At 43.5% G+C, this 14510-nt stretch carries 8 protein-coding genes; 1 reads left to right on the top strand and 7 read right to left on the bottom strand.

The genetic code is table 11. The features are described from left to right. Positions 1-55 precede the first annotated feature (55 nt). Positions 56-2677, bottom strand: coding sequence for an outer membrane beta-barrel protein (locus tag GO495_RS11325; protein WP_157299782.1), 2622 nt, complete (start codon positions 2675-2677; stop codon positions 56-58). A 458-nt stretch (positions 2678-3135) separates the two neighbouring features. On the opposite strand from GO495_RS11325, the gene GO495_RS11320 reads away from it, so the two are divergent. Then, positions 3136-5160 (top strand): tetratricopeptide repeat-containing sensor histidine kinase, encoded by a 2025-nt coding sequence (locus GO495_RS11320; RefSeq protein ID WP_170302663.1) that lies wholly within the window; start codon positions 3136-3138, stop codon positions 5158-5160. A 3-nt stretch (positions 5161-5163) separates the two neighbouring features. On the opposite strand, the gene GO495_RS11315 is transcribed toward GO495_RS11320, so the two are convergent. The 6 genes from GO495_RS11315 to GO495_RS11290 all read right to left on the bottom strand — a co-directional run bounded on the left by GO495_RS11315 (position 5164) and on the right by GO495_RS11290 (position 14509). Beyond that, positions 5164-5751, bottom strand: a complete 588-nt coding sequence (locus GO495_RS11315; protein WP_157299780.1) for a sigma-70 family RNA polymerase sigma factor — start codon at positions 5749-5751, stop codon at positions 5164-5166. Positions 5752-5853: 102 nt separating this feature from the next. Next, positions 5854-6417 (bottom strand): collagen-like protein, encoded by a 564-nt coding sequence (locus GO495_RS11310; RefSeq protein WP_157299779.1) that lies wholly within the window; start codon positions 6415-6417, stop codon positions 5854-5856. 64 nt (positions 6418-6481) lie between these two features. After that, positions 6482-7513: a PorP/SprF family type IX secretion system membrane protein gene (locus GO495_RS11305; protein WP_157299778.1), complete on the bottom strand. Its 1032-nt coding sequence runs from the start codon at positions 7511-7513 to the stop codon at positions 6482-6484. Between the two features lie 10 nt (positions 7514-7523). After that, positions 7524-9299, bottom strand: a complete 1776-nt coding sequence (locus GO495_RS11300; protein ID WP_157299777.1) for an OmpA family protein — start codon at positions 9297-9299, stop codon at positions 7524-7526. 26 nt (positions 9300-9325) lie between these two features. Then, positions 9326-10333, bottom strand: a complete 1008-nt coding sequence (locus GO495_RS11295) for a PorP/SprF family type IX secretion system membrane protein (RefSeq protein WP_157299776.1) — start codon at positions 10331-10333, stop codon at positions 9326-9328. A 21-nt stretch (positions 10334-10354) separates the two neighbouring features. Then, the gene (locus tag GO495_RS11290; protein ID WP_157299775.1) at positions 10355-14509 is read right to left on the bottom strand and encodes a PKD domain-containing protein; all 4155 of its coding nucleotides are present in this window, start codon (positions 14507-14509) and stop codon (positions 10355-10357) included. Position 14510: the final 1 nt, after the last annotated feature.

Raw genomic sequence — 14510 nt, 5'->3', positions numbered from 1 at the left:
CAGGTATGAAGGAGACATGAAGGAGACATGACGGAGGTATGAAGGAGGTATGGCCTTATTTACTGCCTTTGAACTTCTTCAAATCCAGCTGTAAAGTGAACATAAAATAACGGCTTAAGAGGTTATCCCGGCTTTCGGTAACTGAATTGCCATTGATAGCCTGGGATAAACGGGCATTTTCATCCAGCAGGTTAAATACCTGTGCCCTGGCGGTGAGTCTCTTCTTAAAGAACATTTTTTCCAGGAATACATTGGCCATCAGCGGATTACTACTCAAAGAGCCACTATATCCGCTATTCAGCTGCTTATTGGCATCAAACCCAAATGCAAAGGTTTTCAGGAAATATACCTTTCCCACCAGATTGAAAGTCCATGTAGTGATGTTAGTGGTATTGTTATCCCCGGGAATATAAACGTTCCTGTTATACAGATAAGTTACCCCTCCCATTAATTCTATCCAGGACAAAAGCATGTTACTTCTCGCAGACTGTGACATTGCCAGGTTCCTTGCATAATTCTTCACGTCCTGCACATATAGTACATTGTTATTATAAGACGCTGTTCCATCCAGGTAAAAATTGTATTTCCCGTCCTGTATACGTTTGGACCAGCCATATACAAAGCGATAGTTATAATCCCCATCTGTATTCAGATAATGTGTTTCCTGTTTTACGGTATTGAAGCTGTCCTTTACGGTTACTGTATTGGTAACGACCTTGTTCTTCGTATAATTAGCCGCCAGATGCACGAACAGGGTATGTGTATTGGCCGTGTTTAAACTACGGTAGTTAAGGAATACAGAATGGGTGAACCCCGCTTTTAACAAAGGGTTCCCTATTATTGGGAATTCTGTGTTAGTAAGATCAGGGGCTGGTTGTAGCTGCTGATAACCCGGAAAAATAACGACCCCGTTATAAAAAAGAGAGATAAACTGAGATCGTGGCAGCTTATACTGAATACGCAATACAGGTGCCAGTGGGGTGCTATGCAGCTTTGCAGGAGCTTCCCCGTTCGTACCGCGGCCAGATAGCCCGGAGGGCATCAGACGAACACCCAGGGTATAGTCGAACTTCCTCAGATTCTTCCGGAAATTGAGTTCCAGTTGCTGCTGGGACAGGTTATATTTAAATTCATTACTAAGCGCATCTATACGCTGTTGTTTCCCTTCTGTATCCAGCCAGTCTGTCACCTGTGTATTATCAGACCTGGTATAATTGATCAGGTAACGCAATTCTATGCTGGAAGTAGAATCAACAGGTTCAATCCAGGAAACCTGGGCAGAGGTGATAAAATCATTATTCTGCTTATTCAGTAACTGATGCAACAGGGAATCTTTGGCCAGGGTACTGTCTGCATTATAATACAGGATATCATTAGTACCGTCCTGGTCATTATGGTTACCTGTATAACTCATATACAGGCTGAGGGATAATACCCGGCCTTTTGTGTTAAACCGGTGACTGCCAAACAGCCCGGCCCCTATCACGGGTATCCTGCTGCTGATGATATTTTTTGTGAGCTGGTCTTTTTTCTGATAACCTGTCTGCAAGGCAGAGACAATATTCACATTCTGCGCTGTATTCAGGCTCATATTCATGTTAAAATTCAGCATATCACCATTAGCAGGTTTATACTCTGCCCCACCATAAAAAGCATAATTATCATTGTTGCTGTAACTACTGGTATTGTTGGCGATATAGAGGGTCCCTTCATTTGTAACGGTCGTCACATTACTTAATGATTGTATATTACTGGCAGTATGCCCGCCCATCAGACTAGCATTGAGGGATAGGGTTTTAGTTGGCTGGTCCCGGTAGTTAACGGTTGCATTACTGTTGGTTGCGGTTCCCGCCAGGGCGCTTGTATTATTGGTATTGCCTGAAACAGACAACTGGTGACTACCGCTAAAATAGTTGGCCAATAACGCTGCATTATATCTTCCATCATTACCTGCCCCTACGATAGTCTGCATCTGAACACCTTTATTCAGTTCGGATTTAGTCTGGATATTGAGTACCTGCTGAGGTTCCCCGGACTTTCGTCCTGTCACTCTCGCCATATCCCCGTAATCATCAACCAGTTGTATTTTTTCTATCATATCTACCGGTAATATGCGCGTCAGCGTTTTAATATCATCTACCAGGTAATCTTTCCCATTGATCCTTAGTTTGGTAATCTTTTTGCCCATCATCGTCACATTACCATCTTTATCAACATCTACTCCGGGCAGTCTTCTTAGCAGATCTTCCGCCACTGAATTCTCTCTTAAATGGTATTGACTTGCCCGGTATTCTATGGTATCTTCTTTTATAACAACCGGGGCCTGTTTTCCTTTTATGATCACTTCCTGTAAAGTACTGGTTTTCATTACCAGTGTAATAACCGGCACATCAATCTGGCTGCCAGCATTGTGGAAGTCATATGATTTTGACCAGGTTTCATATCCCAGCACACTTACACGCAAAGAAAAAGCAGGCTGGTTTACTCCGGAAAATGTGAATCTTCCGGTTTCATTACTGGCAGCATGCAGAGAGTCTTTGCCTGCTGTTAACCATACATTAGCGGCAATAATCTCCTGGCCAGTGGTGTCTTTTATTAAGCCGGTAACAGTAAAGGTTTGTGCCGACAAATGACGAAGGCCAAGGAAAAAACAAACAAGCAGGCATATCCTCTTCATAAAGAATAAAAATGGAATTCATACAATCAGCGAAACGGGATACTCGGGCTAATTACGGGTTAAAGGGTAACAACAATTTCAGTTTCGGGTCTCCTGTAATGGGCATATGTATCCTGCAGCAATAGGCTGCTCTTATAATGAAATTAGTTTTTTTTAGGGAGAATCCGATCAAAAAGATACTACTGCATAAGGGCCGCAGCAGCAAGTTTTGTGGAAGATTTAACAGCGCTGTCGTAAACTTAATATACAGCAATTCCGTATATTAATATAATTATGCATTTTATAGGGTAAAAAGTAAGAAAAACGCTTAACTTACGTTACATGCATTGTCGTGTGTTAACATTATACCTAAAGTGCATGAGCAACTTAACGTTTTTTAATTGATGGTTATTCTTACAAAAAAGAATAAATTTTACAGACAACTTTTAGAGTGTGTATTTTTTCTATATATAACAATAATGATATTTGCCTGCCAGCAAGTAGGAGGAACTATTGATCACCCCGATTATTTTGATCCTATCCTCAAACATGCTGACAGCTTATCACTTCATGCCGAAAAAGGAAGTCCAATAAAATTTATTGATTCAGTATATAACAATTATCCCAATGCGGGAATTGGTGATCTGTACAAGAAATACGACTTTAAAAGGAACTATTTCTATGATAAGGACTATGCAATAGCCATGGTATATGTAGATAGTGTGCTGTTGATCCTGAAAAAGCACTCCAAGGAAAAAGCATATAAAAAACTCTATGAAAATGCCATCCTGAAAAAGGGAGATATTCTGCAGGCAGAGAAAAGATATCCCGAAGCATTCCAGTATTACTACCAGGCTAAACAGATCTGTGAAAAAAGCGGAGATTCCCTTTTCGTAAGTGATTACCTGGGACAACTGGGCATGGTGTGTTATAAAGAGAAAAAATATCTGGAAGCAGCCTCCTATTTCAAAAAATGCGTTCACATTCTGCGCAATGCAGATAACAGGGACTTTAGCATTTTTGCTTCCGTTCAGAGCAATACAGATAACATTGCGCTGAGTTATGACCGGGCTAATATGTACGACAGCGCGTTTCGTTACTATAGCCTGGCATTAGCTTATATCAGGAACAACGAAAGCAATTTCAGCAACGATTCCAGCAACAGACGCTATATAGGCACCGCTAAAGGGGTCGTCTACGGCAACCTGGCCTATGCGCATTACAGACAGGAAGATTACACTACAGCAGAAGCATTACTGAAAGAAAGTATCAGTATCAATATACAACCCGGTTATGAAAATACAGATGCCCAGTTCATGCAACTGAGACTGGCCACTCTTTACATAAAAATGAACCGTTTGGATGAATGCAGGGAGATATTGGAACAGGTAAAGTCTTTCACCAACTCGCACCTGCAACCCGACAGAGATCTGCGATTACGATTACTGAAGATGCAGGAGCGGTATTACGATAAATTAAATAAGCCGGACAGCGCCTATAAATACCTGAAAGCATATACCAATATAAAAGACTCTCTTGATACAAAGAATCAGGCCGCACATGAAGTGGACGTGAATAATGAACTGGAGAACGTAGCGAGGCAACATGAAATCATCGCATTAAAAAGTGATGATCATCTGAAGTCCATTTTACTTGTGATCTTCTCTTTATTCTTAGCATCTGTTATTACCATCGCATTCCTGATCTGGAAAAACTGGAACCGTTCCAAACAGAACCTGCAACTGGTAGCTGTGCAAAATGAACGTCTTACTGTTGCACTTCGTGCAGTAGAAGACAGAGACCAGGAAAATGCAGCACTCCTGAAAGTGATCGTACATGATCTCAAAAATCCTGTGGGCAATATCAGTGCTATAGCAGGACTATTACTGGAAGATAAAAATGCAGCGCCGCTGGATAAGAGTATGTACCGGATGATACAGACAGCTTCCGGGCAGGCATTTGAAATTATCAACCAGTTACTGGAAAGTAAAAACAAAGGAGAGCTGAAAGATCTGAGAACAGAACTTACAGATATACCGGAGTTACTGACGGAATGTATAGATCTCCTTCAGTTTAAGGCATTAAAAAAGAAACAGCGCATTAAAGTAGGGAAATTCCCACCGGGGATAGCTATGCTTGACCGGGACAAAATATGGCAGTTGTTTACGAACCTCATAGACAATGCCATCAAATTCAGCCCGGATAAATCCGTGATCAGTATACATACCAAAAGAGATTCCGATACCTATACCATCATGGTAAAAGATAAAGGCATCGGCATCCCGGACAACCTGAAAGACAAGGTATTTGAAATGCATACAGAGGCGGGCAGAACGGGTACCGCCGGTGAGAAATCTTTTGGCCTGGGATTATCTATTTCACGTAAGATTGTAGAGATCCACAAGGGTAAATTGTGGTTCGAAAGTGAACCGGGAAAAGAAACCATCTTTTATATAGAGCTGCCATGTTTACCTGTAACAGAAGTTGTTCCTGTGAACGCGTAGTATTCATACTGCTTCCAATGCTTCTTCTCTTTCCATGATCTTCCGCATATTCATAATAGCATAACGCACTCTCCCCAATGCGGTATTGATACCAACATTTACAGTTTGTGCAATTTCTTTAAAGCTGAGATCTGCATAATACCGAAGGATCAATGCCTCGCGCTGGGCCTCGGGTAGCTGGTCCAGCAATGCCTGTACTGCTGCATGTGTTTCTTTAATGATAATGCGTTGTTCCTGGCTTTCTTCCTTCTGATGAATACTGTTTGAAATATCATCTTTATATACAACGGAGAAAGCAGGCCATGCATTCATCTTCCTGAAATGACTGATACAACAGTTATGGGCAATTCTCACAGCCCATGCAATAAACCGGCTGTTATCGAGATAATGACCTTCGTTAAAAGCATTGATTATTTTTATAAACACATCCTGAAAAATATCTTCTGCCAGGTACCGGTCTTTCACCAGCAACATGATAGTAGTAAAGATTCTGGTCTTATGGCGAGAGACTAATACGGAGAAAGCACTGTCATTCCCCGATCTGTATAATTTTATTAATTCTTCATCTGTCAGTTCACAATATCTTTTCATAGCATTGTTTTTTTAAGAATCCCCGGCAAGTGGTAAAAACTGGCTGCTTTCGATAAAGCAGCCCTGTAACTTGTGGTTTTGATGGAGATGGTCATTAGTAAACTAGTTCTTCCAGCCCATGTAGGCTTTTACCTTTGCATAATCATTCCAGTCGATTGCTTTAGCAGAACGCGCCGCTTCGCCACCCGGGATGATCACATATCTTACCTGCCTTCTTTTGGCACCATTAGCATCTGTAACAGTACTTGGATTTCCATTACTTAACAGTTCAATAACACCTAACAGTGAATATTCTCTGATATAAGTACCTACTTCATCGCTGTAAGGCAAAGAAGAAACAGCAGGGGTGGATGGCGTACCAAAGTTCATGTACACTTTTACTACACCACTATTTAATATATCAGTAGTCACTTTAGCAGCAGTGATGTCGAAGAAATAGACCTCGGAAGTTGAGTCATACATATAGGATGCATCCATCCAGTCGGAATAAATCACACTTGCACTTCCTGCATCTCCCTGATCGCCTTTGTCGCCTTTATCACCTTTGGCACCCGTTGCTCCAGTAGCACCCGCTGGTCCTGCATCTCCTTTTTTAGAACAGGAAGTGGTACCCAGCACAACAGACAACATACATGCAACGAAAAAGTAACCTGAAAGTTTTTTCATAAATAAAATTTTGGATTGAGTTAAAAAATGTCCTCTCCGCTTATTACGAAAGAGGGGTTAAAGTTTAAAAATTGTTTCTTGGGCATAGGTCGCCAAAGCGATTACCGATCAGAAAACCTATTAATATTTCATGTGTACCATGACTTACAACATTCAAAGACGATGTAGTATAATCATATGAATACCCTATGTTGATAGTGGAACTGATGTTCACCCCCAGCATGGCTGCAAAGCCATCCTGGATACGGTAAGAACCACCCACCCACATTCTGTCGCGATACAGGAACTTGGCATTCACATCAAAACTTACAGGTGCTGCAGTTACCATTCTCACCATCACAGAAGGCAGCACACTTACATCTTCATTTATCCATGTACGGTAGCCTGCTGAGAAGAACAGATGCGGTACCAGCTTTCCCCTGTACAAAGAATCGCCTACTACTTTACCCTCGTCAAAACTCAGTTGCTGCGGGATGATATTCTGTGCAGATGCGCCTATATAAAAGTCTGCACTGTATAACATCAGGCCTGCATTCAATTCCGGCTTCCATTTATTCAGCAGCTGACTGGACGCCACCACAGGATCTCCTGGCTGCTGGAATTCCAGCGCAGACGCATCAACAGAAACGGACTGCGCGCCGAACGAAACACCGGCACTGATACTGGTACGGGGGGAGAGTGCGATATGATGCGCATAAGTGGCCGTAATGGAAAAACGGTTCAGCGGTCCGGTTTTATCGTTAAGGATAGTTAGTCCTGCCCCCGCATGAGAAGGAGGAGTTTCATACTGCTGCCAGTAAGCCTTGCCCCTGGGATTTTCTCCCGGTGGAGTTAAGCCTGTTATACTGGCAGAAGGATAATCACTTTTCCTCAGCGGACCATGAATGGTCAGATAAGAAGTAACAGGCGCCCCGTTCAACCCCGCCCACTGATGACGGTGGCTGGCCTTTACATCCCAATAGTTCTCAATACCTGCTACTGCAGGATTAATGATGAAAGTATTGAGGATGTATTGCGTATAATGCGGTTGTTGCTGCGCACGGGTCCCTTCTGCTATGATCAGCAGCAGCAACAAAAGCAGGTATGTTCTTTTCATAAGCATATTTTTACTGTTTGCCGACAACCTTAAACTCTGTTCTACGGTTCCTTGCCCTGCCTTCAGGATTATCAGATCCGTCTGCATTCGTATTAGGAGCGATAGGACGACTAGCCGCATATCCTTTGTATTGCAAACGGGATGGATCTATTCCTTTGCTCACCAGGTAGTCTACACAACTTTTTGCACGGGCCTCTGATAATGTCTGGTTGAGTTTATCAGCACCTTTACTATCTGTATGTGCGCTTAATTCGATCACTAAATCAGGATGTTGCTGCAGCATTGCCGCCAGCCTGTCTAATGCAGGATAAGAAGCAGGTTGCAGGTAAGACTGACTAAAATCGTAGTACACGTTATCCAGTACAGTTGGTACTTCTGCCGGAGGAGGAGCTAATGTTACTACTACCGGTGGTTCTGGTTTTGGAGGAGGAGGTGGTGGTGGAATCGTTTTCTTCAGGGAGAATAATTCCAGGCAGCAACTGGCATCACGATCGGATGATAACCATACTGTTTCCAGGATATTATTTCCTTTGCTGTTGAAATAAATATCATCTTTCACGGAATTAACAGGATATCCGAAATTGACAGGTTCCTGCCAGCTACCGGCACTGTCTTTAGTATAGAAGAAATCATATCCCCCCATACCTACTCTGCCATCAGTAGAGAATACCAGTTCGCCGGAAGCAGCGTGATAATAAGGAGCCTGTTCATTCCAGGATGTATTCAGTACAGGTCCCATATTCTTTACAGAGAAAGGAGTACCATCCGCATTCAGTTCAGCAGACCACAGGTCAAATCCTCCCTGTCCTCCGGGTTTATCACTGGCAAATAACAGGCGTTTACCATCGGGCATTACAAAGGGCTGCTGCGCACTGTAACCCGGCGTATTTACCACTGTATCCATGATAGCAGGTTCGCTCCATGTATTGCCGCTTTTTCTGCTGATATAGATAGCAGATTTCTTCTTCCCATCTTTTGTTACCCAGCGTGTCAGGTACAGTATATTACCATCCGGACTAACAGCAATGACACCCTGTTCTGCATCTTTAGGCTGAGGTACTGCGATACGGGTAATAGTATCGGGCTGACCATTAGCATACGCTGCACCATAAATACGGTTGGTAAATAAATGGTTCTTTGCACCGCTGTTATCCGGTCTTGTAGAGGTAAACAACAACAGGCTATCGCCTAACCATACAGGCGCATAGTTTGCACCCTGCGGGTTCAGGGAAGAAGGCCCTTTTTCAACAGTGTATGTGGAGAGGTCAGGACGGCGTAACTCCTGCACAATGAACCGCAGGTTCTGCAATTCTCTTGTAGCAGATTCACGGTAAGCGTCCTGTGTGGTATATGTATCCAGGAAATATTCAAATGCTTTTACGGCAAGATCATACCTGGCCAGCGCTCTCAAAGCAACTGCATAATGGTAAGGAGCCAGCGGGAACTGGGTCTTGTCAAATTCCAGTGCTTCTGCGTACCAGGGTACTGCTTTACCATAGTCGTTCAATAATCTGTAACTCTCAGCCAGTTTATAAATAGCCTGCTGTTCGTTACTCACCATTGCCTGTGTTTTCTTTGTAGAAGGCTGTGTTGTATAGGGTTTATATACTGCATGACTAACAATGGACCTGTTACCTGCGAGGTATTTTTCATAATACTGTGCCGCAGAATTATAGTCGGCCTTCTTGTAATAATAGTCCGCTGCTTTGAGGTAATCATAAGCAAACTGACCTTTGCCTATTGCTACCAGTGAAAACAATACTATTGTAAGAAAGATATTTTTCATGATGCTCATTTGATTGGTTGATGTTTTTACAGTCTTGGGCAAACAAATTCTACTTCCGGCGTTTTAAATATTTTCTTTCCGATGTAAATGAGAGAGATCTCAAAACTGTTAGAGCCTCTGACCATTTTACTCAGTTGTGAAGTATTTATATCGTAGCTGGCACCCAGTGTAAAGTTCCTATAGGTAAACCCCGCATGGGTAGTGATAGCATCCTTGATCCTGTAGTTAAGGCCCAGTAAGAAATCAGTAGTAGGTGTAACATACATTTGTCCATATGCACCCAGCATCTTTTCTTCTGCGTTTCCCTGGCGCATATACAACAGGTTAGGTGTTACACTGAAAACCTCATTCAATGCGATCTTAACACCGGCATGTCCTGTAAAACGCATAGGGAAACGGGCATCTCCGTTAGCGCTGAACTGGTCAGTAGGACGGGTAAGATGCGATACCGCAAAACCACCGAAGACATTATATTTCTTTCCCGGTTCTGCATCATAATACAATACACCTGCACCGGCATCAAATGAAGAAGCAGAAGTTCTGCTGAAGCCATCTGCGCTTGGTGTACCCGGATTATAACCGGTAACAGGATTCCACTGGTCACCAAAGGTGAGTTTGGAAGCATCGAACCGGCGTTGAATCAATCCAAACTGTAAACCGAATACCAACCGGTGTGTTTCATTGGCACCAAAGCGTACACCTGTATATGAAGCGCTACCATAAGCGGTAGTATAGTTATATCCACCATCTCCGGCACTCTGGTTCAATGCGCTGACACCGAAGTTGAATTGCTTGTTGGTAGTGAAATCGGCAGCAACACCATAGGTTGAAAAGGGGCTGCTGATATTTCCCCATTGGGTACGGTAAATAGCCGCCAGGCGGTAATTGCCGTCGAACGCACCGGTAAGGGCCGGATTTAACCAGGAGGGGTACACGTAATACTGGGAGAAGTGCGGGTCGGCCTGTGCGTTTGCTGTATTACCTGTGGTAAGCAACAGTGGCCAGAGCAGGATGATAATGATGGTAGTTCTCATTGCGGTAAATATTTACATGGATTATTGTAGTATGGTAACTGCGCCTGATAATGGAGGAAATCCATTCTTCAGCTTGATGATATAATAGTAAGTAGCCAATGGCAGCATCTTGCCGTTAGAGGTACCGTCCCATGGAGTAGCATACCCTGTAGAACCGAATACTCTTTGTCCGTAACGGTTGAAGATCTCTACTGTACAACCGGGATAATCTGCCAGGTTAGGGATCTCCCAGCGGTCGTTGATTCCATCGCCATTAGGAGAAAACACATTCGGCACTTTTACCGGTTTGAATACTTTTACAGAGAGTTCATCGCTTGCCGTACAGTGTCCCAGACCGGTAGCTGTAAGTACATACACCTGGTCTTCCATCGCTGACAGTACCGGTCTTAATATACCGGCATTGGAAAGCCCATCCGGAGGTGACCACTGGAAAGTAAGTACTGTAGAATCGTTGGCCGTTGGGTTGAACAGTACCTGTGTGCCTTGCGGAACGATGAAGGAAGGTCCTGCATCTATCACCGGCTGTAAGTACACGATCACTTTTCCTGTAAACGGATCGGATATACATCCTGCACCGTTGGTCACTGTCAGCTGTACATCATAGTTACCGGGAACGCTATATCTTTTCACAGGGTTTGGATCGGTAGCTACGGAGCCATCACCGAACTGCCATGCCCATGTTTTGATATTATTATCAGCATCTGTACTCTGGTCAGTGAACGTATTATCAGTGCCTTCGCATAAAGTATCAGGGTATACCGTGAAGCCAGCTACCGGCTGAGTAAAGAATGCATCCAGCACCTGCGATTTACTGCCTGCACAACCATACTGTGAAGTGGTTGTCAGTTTAACTGTAAACGGACCCGTACTCTTATAGATATGAGTAGGAGAAGCAATGATACCTGTAGCCGTGTTATCTCCGAAATCCCATACATAAGATAATGTTGAATGATCCGGAACAGTACTTGCATTGGTGAAAACAGCTTTCCCTTCCGGCATACATATAGCGGTGGGCAATGCGAAGTCAGGCACAGGCAATGGATGCACGGACACTGTTCTGGTAGCGGTATCGCTTACACAACTCTTATCACTGACCGCTACCAGTTTAACAGTGTAGGTATTCCATGCAGTATAGGTTTTATTAAACGCTGAATTATCGGTGTGTACTTCATTTGTACCATCACCCAGCAACCATTTCCAGGAAGTAATACTACCCGCGGAAACAGTTGACTGGTCCGCAATAGCTACCTGTTGCCCCAGGCACACATTATCAGTGGCTGTGAAACTGGCAGCAGGTTTAGGATTTACAGTAATAGTAGAAGATACCGAATCTATACATCCTGTTCCTGATGTAAATACATACCACAAAGTATGTGTACCTACACCTGCAGCAGCAGGATTGAATGTTCCGCCGGCACTGGTACCTGGTCCCTTGTATATACCGTTACCTGTAACGCCATTTGTAACACTGGCCTTCGCAACGGTAAGGATACTGTTATCATTTACACATACAGGAGATAATGCCGTATAAGTAAGTCTTGGTTTCAGTTTAAACGTAGCGGATACAGTCGTATCTTTTGAACAGCTTTTATCTGTTGTCACTTTATATTTAATACTGTAAGTGCCGAATGAAGTATAAGTATGTTGCGGATCTTCCAGTGTTGAAGTATTAGGGTTCGCAGGTGTTGCCGCGGCATCCCCGAAGTCCCATGCATAGGTACTTAATGTCTGTGCATCCGGTACTGTTGTTGTACTGTTAAACTGTACTATACCATCTACGGCCAGGCAATCATTGGGATAAGTAAATCCTAATCTTGGATTGGCATACACTGTTACGGCTTTGCTTACCGTATCACTGACACATAAGCTGCTCACCTTTACAACGTGTTTTACATTGTAAGTACCATAGCTATTGTAATTTGTCTTTTGTGCAGCAGCAGAAGCAGCATTCAATGTAGTACCATTATTATAATCCCAGTACCAGGCATTCACCGGAGCAGTACCGGCAAAAGTAGACTGGTCCGTAACTGTTACTTCGCCACCCTCACACAATGAATTTACTGAGGTAGTAAAATCGGCAACCGGAGGAGCAAACACTGTAATAGGAATGATCGTGTCTGCGACACATCCTTCTTTGGAAATTACTTTCAGTTGTATGTTCTGCGATCCCGCAGCAAACTTCCTTTTTACATTTTGTCCGCTATCCAATACAGCACCGGGGAAGCTCCATTTCCAGCGATCAATATTATATCCGTTACCACTTGGGTTACCTGTAAAATATACCGTATCCAATGCGCAACCGGTATGTGTAAATGTAAAATTTGCCTGTGGTTTGGTTTGCACCGCCACTGTGATCTTCACCGATTCTGTATGGTCACATTTTTCAATACTGGGATGCGTGTTTATAATCGTGATATCATAAGTTCCGGTATTACTAAACTGATAGGTACCTGGCAATGTGTATTTATAGTAGGGTACGCCCTTCACAAGTTCCTGTCCGGTGCTTACCGGTGCATTCACTGTAACATCTGCATTAGGAGTAATAGCAGTTCCCAGCGGGTTGATCACCCATACCATTTTAGTAGGCTGATAAGCCAGCAGCACAGATAATTCTACCGGTGTTTTTGTACATGTAAAAGCATTCTTGGTAGAAGAAGTATCCTGTTCATTATGTATAGCACCCAGTGCATTCAGATTGTTAATCAGCGTACCTGCATTGTAACCGTAGCTTTCCACACTACCCAGACCATAAGTCACTGCTGTAAAGGCGGAATCACTATACACGATACACTGTGCCTGTGAAGCAACCCATCTTTTCACGGCCACAGAATAACCAGGAAGATTAGGATGCGGATAACTGTAAGTATAGGCATTCGCCACCCCATCAATACGAAGAGAGGGAAGCCCGCCTGTAGGAATAATCATAGTGAGATAGTTCACGTTGATAGATTCCCTGGTATTGCGATAAAAACCTATTCTTTTAATAGCCTGTTCCACAGGACTCAGATACACCATTTCCGGGTCTCCTAAGCCATTGGTATTGGGACAGGCCCCTTCGGAAGACATGAACTGTGCTACCAGGACAGGTTTATCTGATTCAATATAATCAGCAGTACCACTTACAAAACGATAATAGGAATTTCCTATCAGGCTGCTCAATGGTAATTGTACCCCATTCCTTTTTACTATAGTAGTCGGATCTTTCACCACTACTTTGTAAATATTGGTCATCAGATTATTGGCAGCAACATCATTTGAAGTAGGCGCTGTTAAATAACGTTTACCCCATGCCTGTGAAGGAAAGACCTGCTGCATATTATTATCACCACTACCACCCGTCCCTGGCACACAACCGATAGCAGTACGGCTGCTGCCGGAAAATACCGCTACAGGATAACAGGTATCTGCACTATTGGCAATAGAGCGGACAGTCGTTCCTGTCAGCTCATTTCCTGCGCTGCCACTGGAAGCACCTACCAGCTGGTATACCTCTCCCCTGTTCAATGTGACTGTAAAGGGTACTCCCGCCGGACGCGAGTTACGGGTCAATTTTGCAGGCGTTATTTCTATCTGTGTATTATCGTGATCAGCTACTACATACATCCAGGAGAAGCAGTCACTTGCATAATTCTGCTCACTGTTCAGTGACACATAATAATATCCCCATGTTTCTACCGGCATCAGCGTTGTGGCGCCGGAAGAGGCACTACCAAAAATATGTGCATAGGCTACGATAGGTACATCACTTGTAATATGAATCCCTTTTCTTGTAAAAAGACCTTCACCACCTGTACCACCAAAAGCAGGAGGTACAGAATACAGGCGTGCATCAAAAGCACCTGCCTTAGGAATGAATTCTGTTGGGATTACTGTATTCGCAGGAATACTGTAACTCCTGGTCCATGTAGTTCCGTCGATCGTTACCGTTACCTGAGCCGCTTGTTCTGCACTCAGATAAAGGATCATTTCCTGACTGTTATTCTGCCCCGGCTCCATGAATTCATGGTGACCATAACTTACCCAGAAATCCTTCCCTTTGTTAGACAGGTCCTGTGCAAATGTTGAAATACCGGTTATCAGTAATAATAAAGTTATTAAGAGGGATTTGCTACCAGTGCCCCCGCCATAAGGCGGAGAGCACAAGCAAGCAAATGTATTTTTTAAAGGATTTTCCATG

This window comes from Chitinophaga oryziterrae (assembly GCF_009758125.1).
In the GTDB taxonomy this organism is placed as follows: domain Bacteria; phylum Bacteroidota; class Bacteroidia; order Chitinophagales; family Chitinophagaceae; genus Chitinophaga; species Chitinophaga oryziterrae.
This window is presented reverse-complemented; position numbering and strand designations above follow the sequence as displayed.